The sequence below is a fragment of the Phenylobacterium sp. genome (assembly GCF_046463815.1).
GTDB lineage: Bacteria > Pseudomonadota > Alphaproteobacteria > Caulobacterales > Caulobacteraceae > Phenylobacterium.
Window position 1 is genome coordinate 108,066 of the sequence record NZ_JBKBRO010000001.1, and the last position, 22,076, is coordinate 130,141.

General features: G+C 70.2%; 24 protein-coding genes. 13 read left to right on the forward strand and 11 right to left on the reverse strand.

Annotated features, from left to right (window positions below):
* Positions 1–14: 14 nt before the first annotated feature.
* Genes ACK4TT_RS00525 through ACK4TT_RS00540 form a run of 4 tightly spaced genes read right to left on the reverse strand, consistent with a single transcriptional unit; the run spans position 15 to position 2,598 of the window.
* Positions 15–656 (reverse strand): glutathione S-transferase family protein, encoded by a 642-nt coding sequence (locus ACK4TT_RS00525; protein ID WP_409635792.1) that lies wholly within the window; start codon positions 654–656, stop codon positions 15–17.
* Positions 653–919 (reverse strand): DUF3253 domain-containing protein, encoded by a 267-nt coding sequence (locus ACK4TT_RS00530; protein WP_409635789.1) that lies wholly within the window; start codon positions 917–919, stop codon positions 653–655. The genes ACK4TT_RS00525 and ACK4TT_RS00530 overlap by 4 nt, the downstream gene beginning before the upstream one ends.
* 3 nt (positions 920–922) lie before the next feature.
* Complete coding sequence (locus tag ACK4TT_RS00535; protein WP_409635786.1) at positions 923–2,071, reverse strand: acyl-CoA dehydrogenase family protein; 1,149 nt, start codon at positions 2,069–2,071, stop codon at positions 923–925.
* A 23-nt stretch (positions 2,072–2,094) separates the two neighbouring features.
* Complete coding sequence (locus ACK4TT_RS00540) at positions 2,095–2,598, reverse strand: hypothetical protein (RefSeq protein ID WP_409635783.1); 504 nt, start codon at positions 2,596–2,598, stop codon at positions 2,095–2,097.
* A 128-nt stretch (positions 2,599–2,726) separates the two neighbouring features.
* On the opposite strand from ACK4TT_RS00540, the gene ACK4TT_RS00545 reads away from it, so the two are divergent.
* Entirely contained in the window at positions 2,727–3,194 is a 468-nt protein-coding gene (locus ACK4TT_RS00545; RefSeq protein WP_409635780.1) for a PaaI family thioesterase, read from the forward strand.
* A gap of 8 nt (positions 3,195–3,202) precedes the next feature.
* Positions 3,203–3,655: a GNAT family N-acetyltransferase gene (locus ACK4TT_RS00550; RefSeq protein WP_409635777.1), complete on the forward strand. Its 453-nt coding sequence runs from the start codon at positions 3,203–3,205 to the stop codon at positions 3,653–3,655.
* Here ACK4TT_RS00550 and ACK4TT_RS00555 read toward each other — a convergent pair.
* The 3 genes from ACK4TT_RS00555 to ACK4TT_RS00565 all read right to left on the reverse strand — a co-directional run bounded on the left by ACK4TT_RS00555 (position 3,652) and on the right by ACK4TT_RS00565 (position 6,755).
* Positions 3,652–4,284 (reverse strand): glutathione S-transferase family protein, encoded by a 633-nt coding sequence (locus ACK4TT_RS00555; protein ID WP_410212107.1) that lies wholly within the window; start codon positions 4,282–4,284, stop codon positions 3,652–3,654. The two genes, ACK4TT_RS00550 and ACK4TT_RS00555, sit on opposite strands and share 4 nt — an antisense overlap.
* A 75-nt stretch (positions 4,285–4,359) precedes the next feature.
* Positions 4,360–5,643, reverse strand: a complete 1,284-nt coding sequence (locus tag ACK4TT_RS00560; RefSeq protein ID WP_409635771.1) for a NupC/NupG family nucleoside CNT transporter — start codon at positions 5,641–5,643, stop codon at positions 4,360–4,362.
* A 113-nt stretch (positions 5,644–5,756) separates the two neighbouring features.
* Positions 5,757–6,755 carry an aldo/keto reductase gene (locus tag ACK4TT_RS00565; RefSeq protein WP_409635768.1) on the reverse strand — a complete coding sequence of 333 codons (999 nt, stop codon included), beginning with the start codon at positions 6,753–6,755 and terminating at the stop codon, positions 5,757–5,759.
* 229 nt (positions 6,756–6,984) lie between these two features.
* Here ACK4TT_RS00565 and ACK4TT_RS00570 point away from each other — a divergent pair, with 229 nt between their 5' ends.
* The 5 genes from ACK4TT_RS00570 to ACK4TT_RS00590 all read left to right on the forward strand — a co-directional run bounded on the left by ACK4TT_RS00570 (position 6,985) and on the right by ACK4TT_RS00590 (position 12,495).
* Positions 6,985–8,127, forward strand: a complete 1,143-nt coding sequence (locus ACK4TT_RS00570; protein WP_409635765.1) for an ABC transporter permease — start codon at positions 6,985–6,987, stop codon at positions 8,125–8,127.
* On the forward strand, positions 8,124–8,870 hold the full coding sequence (locus ACK4TT_RS00575; protein WP_409635763.1) for an ABC transporter ATP-binding protein: 747 nt from the start codon (positions 8,124–8,126) through the stop codon (positions 8,868–8,870). Before ACK4TT_RS00570 ends, ACK4TT_RS00575 begins: the two co-directional genes overlap by 4 nt.
* Positions 8,871–8,876: 6 nt before the next feature.
* Positions 8,877–9,845, forward strand: coding sequence for an HlyD family secretion protein (locus ACK4TT_RS00580; RefSeq protein WP_409635760.1), 969 nt, complete (start codon positions 8,877–8,879; stop codon positions 9,843–9,845).
* A 181-nt stretch (positions 9,846–10,026) separates the two neighbouring features.
* Entirely contained in the window at positions 10,027–10,929 is a 903-nt protein-coding gene (locus ACK4TT_RS00585) for an SDR family NAD(P)-dependent oxidoreductase (protein ID WP_409635757.1), read from the forward strand.
* A 159-nt stretch (positions 10,930–11,088) separates the two neighbouring features.
* Positions 11,089–12,495: an MFS transporter gene (locus ACK4TT_RS00590; protein WP_410212108.1), complete on the forward strand. Its 1,407-nt coding sequence runs from the start codon at positions 11,089–11,091 to the stop codon at positions 12,493–12,495.
* Here ACK4TT_RS00590 and ACK4TT_RS00595 read toward each other — a convergent pair whose 3' ends face one another.
* Complete coding sequence (locus ACK4TT_RS00595) at positions 12,496–13,593, reverse strand: Mrp/NBP35 family ATP-binding protein (RefSeq protein WP_409635752.1); 1,098 nt, start codon at positions 13,591–13,593, stop codon at positions 12,496–12,498.
* Between the two features lie 133 nt (positions 13,594–13,726).
* On the opposite strand from ACK4TT_RS00595, the gene hflK reads away from it, so the two are divergent.
* Positions 13,727–14,881: an FtsH protease activity modulator HflK gene (hflK, locus tag ACK4TT_RS00600; protein ID WP_409635749.1), complete on the forward strand. Its 1,155-nt coding sequence runs from the start codon at positions 13,727–13,729 to the stop codon at positions 14,879–14,881.
* Positions 14,878–15,771: a protease modulator HflC gene (gene hflC / locus ACK4TT_RS00605; RefSeq protein WP_409635746.1), complete on the forward strand. Its 894-nt coding sequence runs from the start codon at positions 14,878–14,880 to the stop codon at positions 15,769–15,771. Before hflK ends, hflC begins: the two co-directional genes overlap by 4 nt.
* A 127-nt stretch (positions 15,772–15,898) precedes the next feature.
* Here hflC and ACK4TT_RS00610 read toward each other — a convergent pair whose 3' ends face one another.
* Positions 15,899–16,567 (reverse strand): HAD family hydrolase, encoded by a 669-nt coding sequence (locus ACK4TT_RS00610; RefSeq protein ID WP_409635743.1) that lies wholly within the window; start codon positions 16,565–16,567, stop codon positions 15,899–15,901.
* The gene (serB, locus tag ACK4TT_RS00615) at positions 16,567–17,436 is read right to left on the reverse strand and encodes a phosphoserine phosphatase SerB (protein ID WP_409635740.1); all 870 of its coding nucleotides are present in this window, start codon (positions 17,434–17,436) and stop codon (positions 16,567–16,569) included. Before serB ends, ACK4TT_RS00610 begins: the two co-directional genes overlap by 1 nt.
* Here serB and miaA point away from each other — a divergent pair.
* The 4 genes from miaA (at position 17,435) to ybaK (ending at position 21,668) form a co-directional block, all read left to right on the forward strand.
* Positions 17,435–18,358 carry a tRNA (adenosine(37)-N6)-dimethylallyltransferase MiaA gene (gene miaA, locus ACK4TT_RS00620; RefSeq protein ID WP_410212109.1) on the forward strand — a complete coding sequence of 308 codons (924 nt, stop codon included), beginning with the start codon at positions 17,435–17,437 and terminating at the stop codon, positions 18,356–18,358. The genes serB and miaA overlap by 2 nt on opposite strands.
* A gap of 173 nt (positions 18,359–18,531) precedes the next feature.
* Positions 18,532–20,322: an acetolactate synthase 3 large subunit gene (locus ACK4TT_RS00625; protein ID WP_410212110.1), complete on the forward strand. Its 1,791-nt coding sequence runs from the start codon at positions 18,532–18,534 to the stop codon at positions 20,320–20,322.
* A 63-nt stretch (positions 20,323–20,385) separates the two neighbouring features.
* A complete protein-coding gene (locus tag ACK4TT_RS00630) occupies positions 20,386–21,162 on the forward strand; it encodes a VOC family protein (protein ID WP_410212111.1) in 777 nt (258 codons plus the stop codon).
* 32 nt (positions 21,163–21,194) lie between these two features.
* Positions 21,195–21,668 (forward strand): Cys-tRNA(Pro) deacylase, encoded by a 474-nt coding sequence (ybaK, locus tag ACK4TT_RS00635; protein WP_409635729.1) that lies wholly within the window; start codon positions 21,195–21,197, stop codon positions 21,666–21,668.
* A gap of 11 nt (positions 21,669–21,679) precedes the next feature.
* On the opposite strand, the gene ACK4TT_RS00640 is transcribed toward ybaK, so the two are convergent.
* A complete protein-coding gene (locus ACK4TT_RS00640; protein ID WP_409635726.1) occupies positions 21,680–22,012 on the reverse strand; it encodes a DUF6665 family protein in 333 nt (110 codons plus the stop codon).
* Positions 22,013–22,076 lie beyond the last annotated feature (64 nt).

Here is a 22,076-nt window from a genome sequence, read left to right on the forward strand (position 1 = left end):
CGGGGCCTGGAGGCTCACGCCGCCAGGAACGCCTTTTCCTTGGCGATCAGCCCGGCGAAGGACGGCCGCTCGGCGATCTTCGCCACATAGGCCGCGGTCTTGGGATGGGTGTCGCCGGCCACATGGCAGTCGGCGTGGCCCATGGTGATCAGGGGGCTCGCCACCGCGATGTCCGCCAGGGTGAACCGGTCCTCGACCAGATAGCCGGAAGCCGGGATCACGCTCTCAAGGTAGTCCATCAGCTTGGGGAACTCGGTCCGCTGGGCCTCGTCGGCGGCGGCCAGGTCGCCCGGCTTGCCCAGGAAGCGCGGCGAGACGAGGCGGTTGAAGACGATCTTGCCCCCGCAGGCGGCGACGATGGTGTCGCCGAACTCCTCGAACCAGATGGCCCGGGCGCGCGCCTTGGGCTCGGTGGGGATCAGGTTTGGCTCGGGCTTGAGCGCGTCCATGTAGGTGACGATGGCCGTGGAGTCCGACAGCAGGAAGTCGCCGTCCTTCATCGCGGGGATCTTGCCGAAGGGGCTGGCCGCCTTGAACTCGGGCGGGCCCATGGCCGCGTTGGCGGGGACCACCTCGAACTCCAGCCCCTTTTCGATAGCGAAGACGATGGCCTTGCGCACGAACGGCGACAGCGAGGCGCCATAGATGGTGATCATTCAGACGCTCCTTGATCTTCCGCGCCGGGCAGGCGCATCCGCCAGACGCCCTTGAACTTCTCGGGGTCGGCCGGCTTGTTGTGGCGAAGGATCACCAGCCGGCCGGCGCGCGCAAGGCCCACGGCGACGGGCCGCACCTTGCCCAGCTCGCGCCGCCAGCCGGCGGGATCGACCGCCTTGGCCACGTCCTCGGGCGACACGGACTTTCCGGGCGCGACCTTGCCCAGCAGGTCGAAGATGGCGCTCTCGATCGCTGCGCTCATGCCTCAGCCGCCCCGCTTCAGCGTCTCGCGCGAAATGATCACCTGCTGGATCTGGCTGGTGCCCTCGTAGATCCGGAAGATGCGCACGTCGCGGTAGAAGCGCTCGATGCCGTATTCGGCGATGTAGCCGGCGCCGCCGAAGATCTGCACCGCCCGGTCGGCCACGCGGCCCACCATCTCCGAGGCGAAGTACTTCGAGGCCGCCGCCTCCATGGTGACGTTCTGGCCGGCGTCGCGCTTGCGGGCGCTCTCCAGGGTCAGGGCCCGGGCGGCCAGCGCCTCGGTCTTGGAGTCGGCGATCATGCCCTGGACGAGCTGGAACTGGGCGAGCGCCTGGCCGAACTGCTTGCGCTCGGAGGCGTAGGCCACGCAGTCGGCGATCAGCCGCTCGGCCACGCCCACGCAGATGCCCGAGATGTGCAGGCGGCCGCGGTCCAGCACCTGCATGGCCACCTTGAAGCCCTCGCCCTCGCCGCCCAGGCGGTTCTCCGCCGGCACCCGGACGTTGTCGAACATCACGTCGCAGATGTGCGCGCCCTGCTGGCCCATCTTCTTCTCGGGCTTGCCGACCGACAGGCCGGGCAGGTTGCGCTCCACCAGGAAGGCCGAGACCCCGCCGCCGCCGGGCTTGGAGGGGTCGGTGCGGGCCATGACGGTGAAGAGGTCGGCGCGGTTGGCGTTGGTGATGTAGCGCTTGGTCCCGTTCAGCACGTAATGGTCGCCGTCGCGGACGGCCCTAGTCTGGACGTTGGCGCTGTCGGATCCCGCCTCGGGCTCGGTGAGCGCGAAGGAGGTGACGATCTCGCCCGAGGCGACCCCGGGCAGGTACTTCGCCTTCTGTTCCGGCGTGCCGAACATGACGAGGCCCTGGCTGCCGATGCCGACGTTGGTGCCGAAGGACGAGCGGAAGGCCGGGCTGGTGCGGCCGAGCTCGATGCAGACCAGGACCTCCTCCTCCATGTCGAGGCCCAGGCCGCCGTACTCGGTGGGGATGGAGAGGCCGAAGAGCCCGAGTTCCTTCATCTCCTCGATCACGTCGGCGGGAATGGCGTCGTCCTCCGAGACCTTCGCCTCCAGGGGGCGCAGGCGTTCGGTGACGAACCGCCGGACGGTGTCGATGAGCTGGTCGCGGGTTTCGGCGTCGAGCGCCATGGCGGAGATCCCCTTGCGGCTTCTTATGGGCAGGCTTTGGTTCCGACCGCTTCCCGGAAGCGGCCGAGGCCCACGGCCACGATCGGCCGGGGCCAGGTTTCGACGTGCACGCTGCGCGGCTTGATCGAACAGGACACGGGCATGGGCATGGCGATGAACCTCCCCTTGCCCATAACGACGGCGATGACTCGGTAGTCCAGCGGCTTGTCGGTGCGATTCCAGATCTTCAGCACGGTGACGCGCGTCTCGGCCGAGGCGTCGAGCGCTGCGCCGATCTGGCCTTGCGGGGGCGGCCCGAAGGTCTCTGTCACTGCGCCGGGCGGATGAGCCACGGCAAGCTTCCCCTCCTCGACCTTGAACAGCACTGGCAGGCCGTGGTCATCGAGGCGGAACAAGGCCCGCTGTCCCAGGATCACCTGCAGGGTTTCGCCATCGACCGCCGTCCTCGGCTGGAAGGTAAAGGAGGCCGACGTAGCGGCGGACGGCTCGGCGCCAGCGAGCGCGGCCGCGAGCGCCAACCCGATCACGCGCGGGGCTCCGCGCGGAAGATGACGGTCCGGCCTTGCATGACGGCAACCCATAGGCTTGTAAGCGGGGGCGTCAAACTAGTGTTCGAAACCGCGCGGGGCAAACCCCGCCGGAAGTGGGAGCGGCGATGGACGGCGGCGACGAGGAACAGGGCTACGTCTCGCATCTGAAGACGGTCGCCGAGGGCGAGTGGGCCGGGTGGTCGTACTATCCGGGCGGGGACCCCTACGAGGACCTGTCGGGCCCCTTCTATTTCCGCATCGGCGAGGACGGCCGGCCGGTGTGCGCCTTCAAGGCCGAGAAGCGGCACATGAACGGCGGCGACTTCATGCACGGCGGCTGCATCATGACCTTCGCCGACTTCGCCCTGTTCGTGATCGCACGCGACGCGCTGAAGGACTCCCACGCGGTGACCGCCTCGTTCAGCGGCGACTTCGTAGGCTCGGCCTACATGGGCCAGGTCGTCGAGGCCCGGGGCGAGGTGGTGAAGGCCGGCCGCAGCATGGTCTTCGTGCGCGGCCTGATCACCACGGGCGACTCCGTGGTCATGAGCTTCCAGGCGGTCTTGAAGAAGACGGGGCCGCGCACGACGTGAGCTGGGCCATGACCCAGCTCTCCCCGCTCACGCCCGCCGACATCGCCGAGGTCATGCGCATCGAGCGCCTGCCGGGCTACGACGCCTTCATCGGCCGCTTCGAGGCCGACGGGCACGCCGCCCAGATGGCCTCGCCCGACGCCCGCTACTTCGGCCTGCGCAACGGCGCGGGCCTGGACGGCTTCGTCATCCTGCAGGAGGTCCGGCAGCCCACCGTCCTGCTGCGCCGGATCGCCGTGGCCGAGCCCGGCGGCGGGCGCGGCACGGCCCTGTTGCGCGCGATCATGGACTGGGTGTTCGAGGAGACGCCCGCCGAGGCGCTGAAGCTCGACGTGGCGGTGGGCAACCCGCGGGCCCGCCACGTGTACGAACGCGAGGGCTTCGCGCAGTACGCCGTGGACGACGTGCACCACTTCCTGAAGATACCGCGCGCGCGCTGGGCGAGCTTGCGGAACGCTTAGGCGGCCTTCTGGGGCATCCCAGCCGCCGCAGCCGGCCGCGCCTTCATGGCTTCGGCCCAGCGGCAGACGTTCTCCAGCTCCTTCGGCGGCGTCACCTTGATCAGCCGGCCGAAGTCGAGGCCGACGAAGGCCACGATGTCGGCGATGGTCAGGCGGTCGCCGGCCAGCCATTCGCTGTCGGCCAGGCGGCGGTCCAGCACCTTCAGGGCCTTCAGCCCGGCCTGGAGGTTGTACTGGCCGACCTCGGGGTTCTGCTGCTCCAGCCTGCCCATCATCGGGTGGGTGTGGCGCACGCCGATCATCATGGGGGTGGCGACCAGCATCTCGGCGCGCCGGGTCCACATCTCGATCACCGCGGTCTCCTCGGGCGTGCGGCCGAAAAGGTTGGGTTCGGGATAGCGGCTTTCCAGGTAGCGGCAGATGGCGACGGATTCGGTGATGCAGGTCCCATCGTCCAGCTCCAGCATCGGCACGTTGGGCAGGCCCGCCTTGCGGATGTAGCTCGGCGTCTTGTGCTGGCCTTCCATGAGGTTGAGCGTGACGACCTCGACGTCGTCGATGCCCTTCTCGGCCATGAACCAGCGCACACGGCGGGGGTTGGGCGCGAGCGGCGTGTCGTAGAGCTTCATGGCGGGGCCTCCCTTCCTCGCGTTCGCGAGAAAAGTGCACGACCGGTCACTTCCGGTCAAGCATCGTGTGAGCGATCAGCTCCCGAACAGCGAGACCGGCAGCAGGCCCACGATGGAGGCGGTGAGGCAGGTGGCCAGGAAGCCCGCCAGCATGGCCTTCCAGACCATGCCGACGACCTCGTTGCGGCGCTCGGGCACGAGGACCGAGTAGCCGGCCAGGTTGATGCCGACCGACGCCACGTTGGCGAAGCCGCACAACGCATAAGTCATGAGCACGCGGGTGCGCTCGTCGAGTTCGCCCACGGGGATCGCGCCCAGGCGGATGAAGGCGGTGAACTCGGTCAGGACCAGCTTCACGCCGAGCAGCGAGCCGGCCGTGGGCGCATCGTGCCAGGGCACGCCGATGGCCCAGGCCAGCGGGGCGAAGACGATCCCCAGGCCCCGCTCCACCGACAGCGGCGCGCCGCCCACGTCGCCGAAGGCGCCGAGGATGCCGTTCAGCATGGCCACCAGGGCCACGAAGACGATCAGGGTGGCGCCCACGTTCAGCACGATCTGCAGGCCGTCGGTGGTGCCCTTGATGAGCGCGTCGATGGAGCTCTCGTAGCGCTTGGAGGCGGCCGGGTCGTACGCCTGGACCTCCTCCACGTCGGCGTCTCTGGGCACGATGATCCGGGCCAGCAGCACGCCGGCCGGGGCCGAGACGATGGAGGCGGTCAGCACGTGGGCGGCGGCGTTCGGCAGCACGTCCTTCAGGATGGTCGCATAGGCCACCATGGTGGAGCCCGACACGCAGGCCATGCCGACCGCGATCAGCATGAACAGCTCCGAGCGCGACAGGCCCGCCAGATAGCTGCGGATGAAGATCGGGCCTTCCACCTGGCCCATGAAGACGGTGGCGGCGGTGGCCAGCGCCGGCGGCCCGCGCAGGCCCATGGTCCGCTCGAACAGGACGCCGAACGCACGGGTGACCCACACCAGGATGCGCCAGTGCCAGAGCAGGGCCGCGAGCGCGCAGACCACCAGGATCACCGGCAGCACCCGGAAGGCGAAGACGAACATCGCGTTCGGGTCGACCAGTTCGTAGGGCTGGTTGGGCGAGCCGGCCAGGAAGCCGAAGACGAAGGTCACGCCGGCCTGGGTGGATGTGGCCAGACCGTCCACGGCCACGCCCACGCCCTGGAGCGCCGCGCGCAGGGCCGGAAGGCCGAACAGCGCCAGCACCAGCAGGCCCTGGACGACGATGGCGCCGACGGCGAGCTTCAACGGGAACCGCCGCCGGTTCTCCGACATCGCCCAGCAGAGCCCCAGGACCAGGGCCACGCCCACGAGGCTCTGGGCGTTCGCAAGACTGAACATGCATCCCCCGATGCGCCGCCCGAGTCAGGCCGCGATCGAAGGAAAAAGCGCCGAAAGGCGGCTGAGCGCAAGTTTCCGCTCGCCGCCCCGGCCGCCGGAGGGCGGCGTTTCCGCTACAGCCCGACCATGGACAGGCCGCGCGCGTCGTAGCGGGCGCCCTCGACCCCGGTCTCGGGGATGGCGGCCTCGATGGCCGCGAGATCTGCGTCGGTGAGATCCACGTCGGCGGCGCCCACGTTCTCTTCCAGCCGATCGACCTTGGTGGTGCCGGGGATCGGTACGATGTCGTCGCCGCGGGAGAGCAGCCAGGCCAGCGCGAGCTGGGCCGGCGTGCGGCCCTTCTCCCGGGCGATGCCGGTCAGCGTCTCCACCAGCGACAGGTTCTTCTCCAGCGCCTCGCCCTGGAACCTCGGCACGAAGCGGCGGAAATCGTTCTGGGCCAGCGAATCGTGGCTGGTCACCGCGCCCGCCAGGAAGCCCCGGCCGAGGGGGCTGTAGGGCACGAAGCCGATCCCGAGTTCGCGGCAGACCGGCAGCACGGTCTTCTCCGGGTCGCGGGTCCACAGCGAGTATTCCGACTGCAACGCCGAGACCGGGTGGACGGCGTGCGCCCGCCGGATGGTGTCGGGGCCCGCTTCGGATAGGCCGAACCAGCGGACCTTGCCGGCCTTCACGAGGTCGCCCACGGCGCCCGCCACGTCCTCGATCGGAACGTTCGGATCGACACGGTGCTGGTAGAAGAGGTCGATCACATCCACGCCCAGGCGCTTCAGAGAGGCGTCGGCCACGGCGCGGATGTTCTCGGGCCGGCTGTTGGTCCCGGCGGGGCGGCCGGCGGCGCGGGCGGCCTCAAGGTCGAAGCCGAACTTGGTGGCGATCCGGACGCGTCCCTTGAACTCCGCCAGGCCCTTGCCGACCAGCACCTCGTTGGTGGTCATGCCGTAGATCTCGGCGGTGTCGAAGAAGGTCACCCCGAGCTCCACCGCGCGGTGCAGGAGGGCGATGGCCGCGGCCTCGTCGGGCGCCGTCCCGTACGTGCCGCTCAGGCCCATGCAGCCGAAGCCGATGGCCGAAACCTCCAGGCCCTGATCGCCGAGTTTGCGCGTCTGCATGGGAGGCTCCTTCGATGTTGGGGGTTGGGCCGGCGGCCGCCCCTGTATCTGAGGGCGCTCCCGCCGATCGGCAATGGCTGGCCGGTCGAAGGAGCCAAGCCCTCGCCCAAGGCCGCCCGAGCCCCCCTGATGGCATTACAAAGGTTTAATCGCCTAGGTCGCATCCGACCGGCGACACTGCGGCCTCTTGGATGATGAACGCCTGCTGCGTTCGACCTTGGGGACCGTCATGTCATTGGCTCTGGCCACCTTGATCCACGAATGGCGCCGCTACACGGCGGCCGTCGTGGCGCTTGCCTTCTCGGGACTGCTGATCCTGGCGCAGGTCGGCCTGTTCACCGGCATCGTGAAGGGCGCGACCGCCACCATCGAACGGTCGCGGGCCGACATCATGATCCTGCCCGCCAAGATGGAGAGCCTGATCAACTCGGGCGGCGGCGCCCTGCCCGCCCGCCTCCAGCCGCAGATGTACATGCATCCCGAGGTGGTCGAGGTGGCGGCCTGGGACGGCGACGGGGGCCGCTGGGTCAACCAGCCCAAGGACGGCAAGAAGCCGGTCACCACCTACGTCCAGGTCAACATGGTCGACACCCGGCCGGGCGCCGTGACCCTGCCGACCGACTATCCGGAATCGGTGCGGGTGGCTCTGCTGCAGCCCTACGCGGTGGCCATCGACCGTAGCCAGCTCAGCCGGTTGGGCGTGAAGTTGGGCGACACCGCCTCGCTGAACGGGCGCACCGTGCGCGTGGCGGCCGTGCTGACGGGCTATCCCGACATCAACAACGCCTCGGTCGTCATGTCCCGCGACACCTTCCGGGCGCTCGGCATGCTGACCAAGAACGGCAAGACCGGCCCCCTGATGATCCGCCTGAAGGACCCCGCCCGGGCCGAGGTCGTGCGCGACCAGCTCAACGCCCAGGCCAAGGGCGCCTACCGCGCCTGGACCCGCGAGGAGCTGCGCGAGGCCAACGAGGGCGCGCTGATGAAGGAGCAGATCATCGGCATCTTCCTGGGCTTCTCGGTCTTCCTGGGCTTCCTGATCGGGGTGGGCATCACCTCGCAGACCCTGCGCGGGGCCATCCTCTCCAGCATCAAGGAGTTCGCCTCGCTGCGCGCCCTGGGCGTCTCGATGGGGGCGTTGCGCCTGATCGTCATGGAGCTGTCCATCTGGGTGGGAATCGTGGGCCTGGCCGCCACCGGCCTGCTCACCTTCGGCATCTACCTCCTGGCCAGCAACGGCGGCCTGCCGATGGGCTTCCCGATCCCCTGGGTCGTGGGCGTGTCGATCCTGCTGGTCGTCATCTCGGCCGCCTCGGGCCTGATCGCCCTGGGCATCCTCAAGAAGAGCCAACCCGCGGACCTGCTGCGATGAGTTCGAAAGACACCGCCATCCAGGCGCACGGCGTCTACAAGCGCTTCAAGACCGGCCGCACGCACATCGAGGTGCTGAAGCGGGTGGACTTCGACGCCCGCCACGGCGAGGTGACCATGGTCATGGGCCCGTCGGGCTCGGGCAAGTCGACGCTGGTCGCCTCGCTCTCGGGCCTCTTGAAGCCCGACGAGGGCCACGTCACGGCGCTGGGCCAGGAGATCTGGAAGCTGCGCTCGGGCAAGCTGGACCGGTTCCGGCTCGACCACTGCGGCTTCATCTTCCAGGGCTTCAACCTGTTCTCGGCGCTGACCGCGCTGCAGCAGGTCGAGATCATCCTGAAGCACCAGGGGCTGGCCAAGCGCGAGGCGCGCGAGAAGGCCGCCCGGGCGCTGACCGAGGTGGGCCTGGAAAAGCGCATGAACCAGCGCCCCTCCGAGCTGTCGGGCGGCGAGAAGCAGCGGGTGGCCATCGCCCGGGCGCTCGCCAAGGACCCGCGCCTGATCTTCGCCGACGAGCCCACCAGCGCGCTGGACGGCGAGAACGGCCAGATCGTCATCAAGCTCCTGCAGCGCGCCGCCAAGCAGCACGGCGCCGCCGTGATCTGCGTGACTCACGACCCCCGCCTGGAGGCCTACGCCGACCGGGTGATCCATCTGGAGGACGGCCTGATCCTGGACGACCGGCGCGCCGCGCCCGTCGCCCCCGCCGCCCACAACCCCGCACACGAGCTCGTCGGAGCCTAGAGGACCATGCCCGCCATCCTTCGCAACCGTTTCGTCTGGATCGCCCTCGTGGTGATCGCCCTCGCCGCCGGCGGGGGGATGTTCCTTTCCGGCCAGGCCAAGGCCAAGAAGGCCGCCGAGGCCAAGGCCGCCGCCGAGGTCAAGCCCAGCCCCTACGCCGCCATCGCCAACGGCAAGGCCGACGTCGAGGGCGGCATCATCCAGGTCGCCGCCCGCCGGGCCGGCGTGGTGCGCGACGTGCTCGTCCAGGAGGGCGACGACGTGGCCAAGGGCCAGGTGCTGGCGCGCCTGGAGGACGACGAGCCGCGTCTGCAGTCCGAACGCGCCGCCGCCGAGGTGCGCCAGGCGCGCGCCGCCCTCGCGCTGCTGGAGGTTCAGCTCTCGGCCGCCCAGCGCGAGGAGAAGCGCCTGCAGGGCCTCGCCCCCTCCAACTTCGTCGCCGCCCAGAAGCTCGACCAGGCCCGCGACGGCGTGCGCGAGGCCCAGGCCAGGATTCTGGCCCAGCGGGCGGTCGTGGCCACCGCCGAGGCGCGGCTGAACGAGGCCCGCTACGACCAGGAGCTCAGCATCATCCGCGCCCCGGCCGACGGCCGCATCGTGCGCCGCTACGCCAACCCGGGCGCCGGCGCCTCGACCCTGAACGTCTCCAACATGTTCGACCTGGAGCCGCGCTCGGGCCGCATCGTCCGCGCCGAGATCGCCGAGGGCGCCCTGCCCTACGTCTCGGTCGGCCAGCGCGTGCAGATGTCGCCCGAGAGCGACCCGACCAAGACCTACACCGGCAAGGTGCTGCGCCGCGCCGCGGTGTTCGGCGCCCGCAAGCTGCAATCCGACGATCCCAACGAGCGCACCGACGACCGCGTGGTCGAGGTGGTGGTCGATTCCACCGGCGCGCCGTTCCTGATCGGCCAGCGCGTCCTCGTGAAGTTCATGCGCCAGCAGCAGGCGCAGGTCCCGTCCGCACCGCAGGGCTAGGGTTACCCCAAGCGCTCTCGCCCGGGCCGCGGCGGCCTCCCCCGTCCTTCTGGTGGGACGGGGGAGGCCTCTCCTTTTCGGGACCTCCCCAGACGAGGCTCCGTCGCGTCAGCTTGACGCCACCCTTGCCGCGCCGCACAACGCGCGCCGGTTTCGAACACCTGTTCCAAAGGGGATCCAAATGGCGGACATCCGCTTCGACGGCAAAGTGGCCATCGTCACCGGCGCGGGCGGGGGCCTCGGCCGCCAGCACGCCCTGGAGCTCGCCCGGCGCGGCGCGAAGGTGGTGGTCAACGACCTGGGCGGCTCGGTGGACGGGTCGGGCGGCGGCTCGGACGCGGCCAACAAGGTCGTGGAGGAGATCAAGGCCTTCGGCGGCGAGGCCATCGCCAACGGCTCGTCCGTGACCGACGACGCGGGCGTGGCCCGCATGGTCAAGGACGCCATGGACGCCTGGGGCCGGATCGACATCCTGGTCGCCAACGCCGGCATCCTGCGCGACAAGACCTTCGCCAAGATGGAGATCGCCGACTTCCAGGTCGTGGTGGACGTGCACCTGATGGGCACGGTGAAGCCCGCCAAGGCCGTCTGGGAGATCATGCGCGGGCAGAACTACGGCCGCATCGTGGTGACCACCTCGTCGACGGGCCTCTACGGCAACTTCGGCCAGGCCAACTACGGCGCCGCCAAGCTGGGCCTCGTGGGCTTCATGAACACGCTGAAGCTCGAGGGCCAGAAGAACAACATCCACGTCAACGCCATCAGCCCGGTGGCCGCGACCCGCATGACCGAGAACCTGATGCCGCCCCAGGTGCTGGAGCAGCTCAAGCCCGAATACGTGACGCCCGGCGTGGTGTTCCTGTGCTCTGAAGAAGCCCCCACGGGCGTGATCCTGACCGCCGGCGCCGGCGCCTTCGCCGTTTCGCGCATCGTCGAGACCGAGGGCGTCTACCTCGGCCACGAGGCCACGGTGGAGAAGGTGCGCGACGCCTGGGCCCAGATCACCGACCCGGCGGGCCAGCAGGCCTACGCCACCGGCGGCGAGCAGACGGCCAAGTTCTTCCGCAAGATGCAGGGCGGCTGATTTCCCTTCCCACGTCAGTGGGAGAGGAAGATGTTTTCACGGGCGGCCCTCGGGCCGCCCGTTTCGTATCTGCAATCGAAATCCCCTTGCGCGGGCTCAAGTGATCGCGCGTAAGTTAGCAAGTCAGCGCCCGATCAGAGGCGAGCGGAGGAGCGTACTGTGACCAAGGGCAATTCGGCCGCGCCGGGCGCGCTCTCCATGGTCTCGGTGCTGGCCTTCGCGAGCGCCAGCATACCGATCCAGGCGCTGGTCCTGGCCATCAGCGTCCATCTGCCGCGCTACTTCGCCAGCCACATCGGCCTGGACCTCGCCCTGGTGGGCGCGGCCTTCGCCATGGTCCGGCTGATCGACATCCCGATCGACGTCTTCCTGGGCACCGCCATGGACCGCACCCGCACGCGGTTCGGCCGCTACCGCGTCTGGCTGGCCCTGGGGGCGCCGGTGATGATGGCGGGCCTTTGGGGCGTGCTGCAGGCGGGTCCCTCCACCTCGCAGCTCGGCCTCTCGGGCATCCTGCTCTTCCTCTACATCGGCTACTCCATGGTCTACCTCTCGCACCTGGCCTGGGGCGGGGTGCTGGGGCCGACCTACGAGCAGCGCAATCGCATCTTCGGGGCGGTGATCGGCCTGGGCGTGGCGGGCGCGGTGGCCGTGCTGGTCATCCCGGTCATCATGCAGCAGCTCGGCCATTCCGACGGCGAGGGCGTGCGGGCCATGGTGTGGTTCATCATCCTGGCCATCCCGGTGACGGTGGCCCTGGTGCTGGCCACCACCCGCGAGCCGATCACCCCCGACCACAAGGCCCACTTCGGCGTCCGCGACTACCTGACGCTGCTGAAGCACGGCAACGTGGTGCGCCTGCTGGCGGCCGACCTGTGCGCCACGCTGGGGCCCGGCTGGATGGCCACGCTCTACCTCTTCTACTTCAAGGACAGCCGCGGCTTCGACACGGCCTCCGCCAACGTGCTGCTGATGATCTACATCGCCGCCGGCTTCGCGGGCGCGCCGTTCACCGCCTGGCTCGGCAACCGGATCGGCAAGCACCGCAGCCTGATGGCGGCCACCACCATCTATTCGCTGGGCCTGATAGTCGTGCCATTCCTGCCCGCCGGCCAGTTCCTCCTGTTCGCGCCGGGGATGTTCATCGTGGGGGCCATGGCGGCCGGCACGACGGTGATGATCCGCGCGCTGACCGGCGACATCGCCGACGAGGTCCGGCTGCAGCATGGCCGCGAGTGGATGGGCCTGATGTACGCGCTGACCATCGGCACCTCGAAGATCGCCTCGGGCCTGTCGGCCCTGACCTTCGTGCTGCTGGCGGCGATCGGCTACCAGGCCCGCGAGGGCGCGACGAACACGCCGGAGGCCATCCAGGCGCTGGAGCTCGCCTATATCGTGGGCCCGATCTTCTTCGTGATGGTCGCCGGCGCCTGCTTCATCGGCTACCGGCTGACCCCCGAGCGCCACGCCCAGATCCGCCGGGAACTGGCCGAGCGCGACGCCCTCTACGCCGAGGCGCCGGCGCTGGGCAGCCTGACCGGCGACGACATGATCGTGAAGACCTAGCTAGAGAAGCTGTTCGGCGGCGCGCAGGAACGCCTTCGCCGCCGGGCTTTCGGGGTTGGTCGCCACCAGCGGCCGGCCCTGGTCGCAGGCCTCGCGCAGGGCCACCTCGATCGGAACCTCGGCAAGCAGGGGCGCGCCCAGCCTCTGCGCCTCGGCCGCCGCCCCGCCCTGGCCGAAGATCGGAATGCGGGTCCCGTCCGGCCCCTCGAACCAGGCCATGTTCTCGATGACGCCCAGCACCGGCGCGCCGGTCTTGGCGAACATGGCCGCCGCCCGGCGGGCGTCGATCAGGGCGATCTCCTGGGGCGTCGAGACGATCACCACCCCGTCCAGCTTCAGCTTCTGGACCAGGGTGAGCTGGATGTCCCCGGTGCCGGGCGGCAGGTCGATGACCAGCACGTCGAGCGGCGCCTCGGCCGTCCCCCAGTTGGAGTTCATCAGGCTGCGCAGGGCCGAGGAGGCCATGGGCCCGCGCCAGATGGCCGCCTGCCCCTCCTCGACGATGAAGCCGATGGACATGACCTTCACGCCCCAGGCCTCCATCGGATTGAGGCGCTTCTCGGCGTCGAAGGTCGGCTCGCCGTCCACGCCCAGCATGTGGGGCGCCGAAGGGCCATAGATGTCGGCGTCCAGCAGGCCCACCCGCTTGCCCAGCCGGGCGAAGGCGGCGGCGAGGTTCACGGCCACGGTGGACTTGCCCACCCCGCCCTTGCCGCTGGCGACCGCGATCACCTTGCGCACGTGGGGCGGCCGCTCGGCCTCGGCCATCGGCTGGAGGCGGGCCTGCGGGTCTTCGGCGACGCGGGCGCGGCGCGGCGTCGTCTTGAGCTGGGGCGCCTCGGTCTCGGCCGTCAGCACCACCTGGGCGGTCTCGACGCCAGGCACGGCGGCCAGGGTCCGCTCGGCCGCCTCGCGCACCGGAGCGTAGAGTTCGATGTCCTGCGGCGGGACCTCCAGCATGAAGGCCGCGCGCCCGCCGCGGATCACCAGGCCGCGCACGAGACCCGCCGCCGCGAGCCCCAGGCCGGACCTAGGATCCCTCACCCGGTCCAGCGCCTCAAGGACGATTGCGCGCTCGGGACCGGCCGGTTGGATCATTCCGCTTTGTCTTGCTTTGCCGAGGAAGGGGTCTCATATCCGGCTGGACGCGCCGGTTTACAAGCCCGCCGGGGGCTTTAAGCAGAGAGACGCGCAAGGACCTCCTAGGCCCAAACGAGTACGAAAACCGGCAATGCCCTGGAACGACAATGCCAATCCCGGCCCGTGGGGCTCGCCCCCGTCCGGTGACGGCGACCGCCGCCAACCCCCGCCGAGGCGCCCGCGAGGCGGCGGCCCCGGCCGCCCCGAAGGCCCCGACTTCAACGCCAGCTTCGAGCGCCTGAACCGGCGGTTCCGCGACATGTTCGGCGGGCCGGGCGGCGTGCGCCCGGGCGCCATCGCCGCCATCGTCGGCGCGGCCTTCGGCCTGTGGGCGCTCTCCGGGATCTATGTGGTCCAGCCGAACGAGGAGGCCGTGGTGACCACCTTCGGCGCCTATTCGCGCAACGAGGGACCGGGCCTCCGCTACCACCTGCCCGCGCCGATCGAGCGGGTGACCAAGGTGCCGGTGACGAGCCTGCAGCGCCTGGACGTTGGCGGCGCCGCCCAAGGCGCCCTGCCGCAGGAGAGCCTGATGCTCACCGGCGACGAGAACATCGTGGACCTGAGTTTCAGCGTCACCTGGCGCGTGTCGGACGCCGACCGCTTCGTCTTCACCGTCCGCGACCCCGAAGGCTCGGTGAAGGCCGTGGCCGAGAGCGCCATGCGCGAGGTCGTCGGCCGAACGCCCCTGCTCGACATCCTGACCACCGGCCGCGGCCAGGTTCAGGCCCAGGCGGCCGAGCTGATGCAGCGGACCCTGGATTCCTGGGGCGCCGGCGTGCGCGTCGACGAGGTGCAGATCCGCTCGGCCAATCCGCCGCAGCAGGCCCTGGCCGCCTTCCGCGACGTGGTCAGCGCCCAGCAGGATCAGGAGTCGGCGGTCAACGAGGCCAACGCCTACCGCAACCGGGTCGTGAACGAGGCCAAGGGCGACGCCGCCCGCATCACCCAGTCGGCCGAGGCCTACCGCGAGCAGGCCGTCCGCGAGGCCACCGGCGACGCCTCCCGCTTCAACGCCATACTCGCCGAGTACCGCCGCGCGCCCGGCGCGACCCGCGACCGCATCTACATCGAGACCATGCAGCGCGTGCTCCAGCGCTCGAACAAGGTGATCATCGACGGCAAGGGCGCCAGCGCCCCCATCATCCTGCCGCCCGACGTGTTCCGCCCCCGGATCCAGGCCGCGCCCGAGGTCCAGGCGTCGGCGCCGCCGCAACCCCAGCCGCAGACGAGGGCCGCCCAATGACCCGCCGCGCCTGGACCTTCCTGATTCTGGCCGTCGGCGCCGTCGTGGTGCTCGCCAACACGCTGTTCATCGTCGACCAGCGCGAGCAGGCCATCGTGCTGCGCTTCGGCGAACCGGTGCGGGTGATCAACGCCCCCGGCCACCCCGGCGCCGGCCTCAACGCCAAGCTCCCGTTCTGGGAGAACGTGGTGAAGTTCGACCGCCGCAACCTCTCGCTGGAATCCCAGCAGGAGGAAATCATCACCGCCGACCAGCAGCGGCTCGTGGTGGACGCCTTCGTCCGCTACCGCATCTCGGACCCGCTGGCCTTCTATCGCACCCTGCGTGACGAGCGGACCGCGGCCGACCGGATCGAGCGGCTCACCAACTCGTCGCTGCGCCAGGTGCTGGGCTCGGCCCAGCAGACCGAGATCATCTCGGGCCGCCGGGGCCAGCTCATGCAGCAGACCCGCCAGGACGTCGCCCGCCGCGCCGAGGCCTCGCGCTTCGGAATCCAGGTCATCGACGTGCGCATCCGCCGGGCCGACTTCCCAGCCAACAACGAAGAGGCCGTCTATCGCCGGATGCAGACCTCCCGCCAGCAGGAGGCCGCCCGCATCCGCGCCGAGGGCGAGCAGCAGAAGCGCGAGATCATCGCCCAGGCCGACCGCGAGGTGACCGTCACCCTCGCCCAGGCCCGCGAGCAGGGCGAGACCCTGCGCGGCCAGGGCGACGCCCAGCGCACGCGCATCTTCGCCCAGAGCTTCGGGCGCGACCCGTCGTTCGCCGCGTTCTGGCGCTCGATGCAGGCCTACGAGGCCAGCCTCGGCCAGGGCGACACGACCATGGTGCTCTCGCCCGACAGCGCCTTCTTCCGCTACTTCGAGCGCGGCCCGTCCGGCGGACGTTGACGTCCGGGATTACGTGTGTAATTTGGCGTTAAGATTACGCTCGTAATCCTGGCCTGCCTTGTCGCAAGCCCCGGCCCGCGAGCCGGACCCTGGCCCTCCCCGTCTCCACCGGGGAGGGCTTTTTTGTTCAGACCGCCTGCGCCGCCAGAAGCTCGCGGACCTCGTGCAGGTCGCGGGCGATGCGGATGCAGAGGCTTTCCATCTCCTCGGTGGGATCGAGCATATCCGGCACCATCACCGTCATCATGCCGGCGGCCGAGGCGGCGCGGACGCCGTTGTGGCTGTCCTCCAGGGCCAGGCAATCGGCGGGGTCGACCCCCAGCGCCTCGGCGGCCTTCAGGAACGGCTCGGGGTGCGGCTTGCCGCGGGTCTGGACGTCGCGGGTGATGAGGGCGTGGAACCGTTCGACGATGCCGTGCGGCCCCAGGCTGAGCCGCACGCTCTCCAGCCCCGACGAGGTGGCGATGGCGCGCGGCAGGCCGGCCTGATCCAGGTGATCGAGGATCTCCATGACCCCGGCCTTCAGCGCGATGCCGGCCGCCAGCTCCTCGCGGAAGTGGCGGCTGACCTCGGCGGACCAGGCCTGAAGGTCGAAGCCCGGGCCGAAATGCTCCATCAGGATCAGGTCGCTGGCCGAATGCTGCAGGCCCACCATCCGCTGGAAGGTCGCAAACGGCATCTCGCGGCCGATCCCGCCCGCCGTCCGCTGCATGGCGCGATAGACGACGGTCTCTGTGTCGATCAGCAGGCCGTCCATGTCGAACACGACGGCTTTCACGGGGCGGGGCAGGGCCATCAGTCGGCGACGAACTCCTCGGCGCGATAGCCCTGGAAGTAGAGCAGCGCGGTGAGGTCGGCGTGGTCCACCTTGGCGTCGGCCTGGGCGGCGACGATCGGCTTGGCGCGGTAGGCGACACCGAGGCCTGCGGCCTCGATCATGGCCAGGTCGTTGGCTCCGTCGCCCACGGCCATCGCCTCGTGCAGGGGCAGGTTCAGGGCCTCGGCCTCGGCCAGCAGGGCGGCGAGCTTGGCGGCCTTGCCGAGGATCGGCTCGCCCACCCGGCCGGTCAGCTTGCCGTCCGCCTCGATGAGCGTGTTGGCGCGGTTGTCATGGAAGCCCGCGGCCTCAGCCACCCGGCTTGTGAAGAATGTGAAGCCGCCCGAGACCAGCACGCAGCGGGCGCCGTTCGCGGCCATGGTGCGGACCAGGGTGCGGGCGCCGGGATTGAGGCGGACCCGCTCGTCATAGGCCTGCTGGAGCGCGTCGACCGACAGGCCGGCCAGCATGCCGACCCGTTCGCGCAGGGCGCCTTCGAACTCCAGCTCGCCGCGCATAGCCCGCTCGGTGATGGCCGCGATCTCGGCCTTCTTGCCGGCGAAGTCGGCCAGCTCGTCCAGGCACTCGACGTCGATAATGGTGGAGTCCATGTCGGCCACGAACAGCCGCTTGCGGCGACCTTCGGCCGGCTGGACGCAGGCGTCGACCGCGTGGTTCGCCACGGCCTCGCCTACCTGGGCGCGGAGGCGCTTGAGGTCGCCGGCCAGGGCGAAATCGAGGGCCTCGGGGCCCAGGACCTCGGGCGACTTGACGGGGAGGCCCGCGGCTGCGAGCGCTTCGGCCGCGGCGTGGGCGCCTGGGCCCACAAGGGTAAGGACGAGCTGCATGGAGCCCCGCATCTGGCTGATCGCCGGGCCCACCGCAAGCGGCAAGTCGGCGCTGGCGCTCCGGCTGGCCGAGGCGGCCGGGGCCGAGGTGGTGAACGCCGACTCCATGCAGCTCTACGCCGGCCTGGGCGTGATCACCGCCGGCCCCTCCCCGCAGGAGATGGCGCGGGCGCCGCACCACCTGTTCGGGACGGTCGATCCCGCCGACGGCTGGTCGGTGGGCCGCTGGCTGCGGGCGGCGAGCGAGGTCATCGCCGAGATCCGGGGCCGCCGCCGCCCCGTCGTCGTGGTCGGCGGCACGGGCCTCTACTTCCGGGCGCTGACGAAGGGCCTGGCCCAAATCCCCGAGGTCCCCGCCGAGGTCCGCGCCGAGGCCGCCGCCGACTTCGAGCGGATGGGCGAGGACGCCTTCCGCGCCCGCCTGGCCGGCGTCGATCCGGCGGCGGCGGCCCGCATCGCGCCGGGCGACCGCCAGCGGCTCGTCCGCGCCTGGGAGGTCTTCGCCGCCACCGGCGAGGCGCTGTCCGACCTGCAGCGGACCGGCGAGCCGGCCATCTCGGACTGGAGCGCCGTCGCCCTGGAGCCGCCCCGGGACCTGCTCTACGCCCGCTGCGACGCCCGACTGCTGGCGATGGTCGAGCAAGGGGCCCTGGAGGAGGTGCGCGCGCTGATGGCCCGGAGCCTCGACCCCGCCCTGCCCGCCATGAAGGCCGTGGGCGTGCGCGAATTGGCCGCCCATCTGCGGGGCGAGACCAGCCTGGAAGCCGCTGTCGCCGCCGCCCAGCAGGAGACCCGCCGCTACGCCAAGCGCCAGATGACCTGGATGCGCGGCCAGATGGCCGACTGGCCCAGGCTGACGGCCGCCGAGCCTTACGACCAATGGGGGCAGTTTATTGCGCTGGAACCCGTCTTGACGCCCTGAGCGCGGCATGCGAAAGGCGTGCTTCAATCTCTCCAGGAAAATAACGTGCGCGCTATTCTTGTACTCGCCGAGCGACCGACAACGGACTGACCCCAAGCGTCAGGACCGACCGGTCGCTCGTCCCAGGCCCCTCGCGGGCCTTTTTTATTGCCCCAAGCCCCGAAGAGCCTCCCATGACCGCCCATCAGACGATCGAAGCCGAAACGACCACCCTCTCGGGCGCCGAGATCGTGGTGCGCGCGCTCATCGACCAGGGCGTCGAGGTGCTGTTCGGCTATCCGGGCGGCGCGGTCCTGCCGATCTACGACGCGCTGTTCTCCGAGGAGCGGCTGCGGCACGTGCTGGTCCGCCACGAGCAGGGCGCGACCCACGCCGCCGAGGGCTACGCGCGGTCCACCGGCAAGCCGGGCGTCGTCCTCGTCACCTCGGGCCCCGGAGCGACCAACGCCGTGACCGGCATCGTCGACGCCCTGATGGACTCCATCCCGATGGTCGTCATCACCGGCCAGGTCGCCACTCACCTGATCGGCACCGACGCCTTCCAGGAATGCGACACCATCGGCATCACCCGGCCCTGCACCAAGCACAACTACCTGGTGAAGTCGGTCGAGGACCTGCCGCGGATCATCCACGAGGCCTTCCACATCGCCACCTCTGGCCGGCCGGGCCCGGTGCTGATCGACATTCCGAAGGACGTGCAGTTCGCCAAGGGAACCTACCACGGCCCGAACGAGGTCACGCACTCGCACAACTACACGCCCCGCGTGAAAGGCGACCCCTCGCGCATCGCCGAGGCCGCGGCCCTGCTGGCCAAGGCCCGGCGGCCGATCCTCTACACCGGCGGCGGCGTCATCAATTCGGGGCCCCGCGCCGCCGAACTGGTCCGCGAGCTGGCGGCGCTCACCGGCGCTCCCGTCACCTCGACCCTGATGGGCCTGGGCGCCTTCCCCGCGTCGAGCCCGCAGTGGCTGGGCATGGTCGGCATGCACGGCAGCTTCGAGTCCAACAACGCCATGCACGATTGCGACGTGATGGTGGCGATCGGCGCGCGGTTCGACGACCGGGTGACGGGCCGCCTCGACGCCTTCGCCCCGACCAGCCGCAAGATCCACATCGACGTCGACGCCAGCTCCATCGGCAAGAACGTCCGCGCCGACGTGGGCATCGTGGGCGACGCGGCCTCGGTGCTGGCCGACCTGATCGCCGTCTGGAAGCAGCGCGGCTACCAGAGCGACAAGGCCTCCCTGGCCGACTGGTGGCGCGAGATCGACGCCTGGCGCGCGCGGGACTCGTTCCGCTATCGGCCGGACGCCAAGCTCATCAAGCCGCAGTACGCCATCCAGCGCCTCTACGAGCTGACCAAGGACCGCGACACCTACATCACCACCGAGGTCGGCCAGCACCAGATGTGGGCGGCCCAGTTCTATCACTTCGACAAGCCGAACCGCTGGATGACCTCGGGCGGCCTCGGCACCATGGGCTACGGCCTGCCGGCCGCCGTCGGCGTGCAGATCGCCCACCCCGACGCGCTGGTCATCGACATCGGCGGCGACGCCAGCGTCCAGATGACGATGCAGGAGATGGCGACGGCCATTCAGTACGACCTGCCGATCAAGATCTTCATCCTCAACAACGAATGGATGGGGATGGTGCGCCAGTGGCAGCAGCTCCTACACGGCGAGCGCTATTCGCACTCCTATTCGGCCAGCCTGCCCGACTTCGTGAAGATGGCCGAGGCCTTCGGCTGCGTGGGCCTGCGCGCCGAGCATCCGGACGAGTTGGACGACGCCATCCGCGAGATGATCTCGGTGAAGCGGCCGGTGATCTTCGACTGCCGGGTGACGAAGGAAGAGAACTGCTTCCCGATGATCCCGTCCGGCAAGGCCCACAATGAGATGATCATGGCCGAGGAGAGCCGCGACCTGGGCTCGATCATCGACGACGCGGGCAAGCGGCTGGTCTGAACCCCGTCATTCAATTGACGCTGCGGAAAGCCTAGGGTGGGCGCCTCACGCGAGGAGGCGCCCATGTCCGACCACGGCCGTTTCATCTGGTACGAGCTCACCGCCCCCGACGTCGCCGGGGCCAAGGCCTTCTACGGGGAGGTCGTCGGCTGGACCGCCGCGGACATGCCCACGCCGGGCATGGCCTACAGCCTCTGGCAGGCGGACGGCGTCGGAGTCGGCGGCCTGATGGCGCCCACCGAGGAGATGAAGGCCGCGGGCGTCCAGCCCAACTGGCTGGGCTACGTCGCGGTCGACGACGTGGACGCCGCGGCCGCCAGGACTACGGCGCTCGGCGGCAAGGTCGAGCGGGCGCCGGAGGACATCCCCGGTGTCGGCCGCTTCGCCATCATCTCCGACCCGCATGGCGCGGTCATGGCCATCATGACGCCCGCGCCGATGGACACGCCGCCGCCCGGACTCCCGCCAGAAGCCTCGGGCCAGGCCGGCTGGCGCGAGCTCTATGCGGGCGACCTGGAGACGGACTTCGCCTTCTACGCGGGCCTGTTCGGCTGGCGGAAGGACAGCGACATGGACATGGGAGACATGGGCGCCTACCGCCTCTTCTCCAACCAGGACGGCCAGGTCGGCGGCATGATGACCCGTCCGCCGGAGGTTCCGGCGCCCTACTGGCTCTACTATTTCCGGGTCGGCGACATCGACGCGGCCGCGGACCGGGTCAAGATCGCCGGCGGCCAGGTGCTGAACGGGCCGATGGAAGTCCCCGGCGGCGACTGGATCGTCCAGGTCCAGGACCCGCAAGGCGCCCTCTTCGCGCTCGTCGGCCGGAAGGGTACGTAGGGCCGCCCAAACCCTGAGTTCAAGCGCGCCCGATGTCCAGGACCACGCCCGCCACCCTCGCGCTCGACAGGGCGGGCGTGGCCTACGAACTCGCGACCTACGACTACGACCCGAACGCCGACCGCATCGGGCTGCAGGCCGCCGAGGCCCTGGGCGCGGCGCCGGACGAGGTGCTCAAGACGCTGATGGTGCTGGTGGACGGCAAGCCCGCCTGCGTCGTGCTGGCCTCGGACCGCGAGGTGGCCATGAAGAAGCTGGCCGCCGCCCTGGGCGGCAAGTCGGCCGAGATGATGAAGCCCGCCGACGCCGAGCGGATCACCGGCTACCGTGTGGGCGGCGTCAGCCCCTTCGGCCAGAAGCGGCGCGCGCCCACAGTGCTGGACGCCCCGGCCCTGGAGAAGGCCAGCGTCTATGTGAACGGCGGCCAGCGCGGCCTACAGGTCCGGCTCTCGCCGGCCGACCTGGTGCGCGTTCTGGAGGCGAAGGCGGCGTCGATCTCGACGTAACGGGTCTCGACCTAGTGCGCGGCGCCGACCCGGGCCATCACCTCGCCCGGGATGTGGTAGCGCGCGATGAGGTCGTGGTGGTCGGCGCAGTCGCAGGCCTCGTGCTGAACGATCAGAGCCCAGACGGCGTCAGCGGCTTCGTCCACCAGGCGGGACCGGGTGGCGTGATCGCCCGGCCCGTCGGCGTCGTGGTCGCGCAGCTCGGCGAGCGCGGCCTGGACCCGCCACTCGCATCGTCGGAGGCCGGCGTCGATGTCCTCCAGCAGGCTGAACTTCAGGACGGCCTCGCCGGTGTCGGTGTGCTGGGGCTCGGCGAGGGTCCGAGGCATACGGAGCGGGGCCATGCCGCCTCCCTGCCCCTTTGGGGGCTCTCTTGGGTCACCTGAGCCGCCAGGATACCACCGTTGT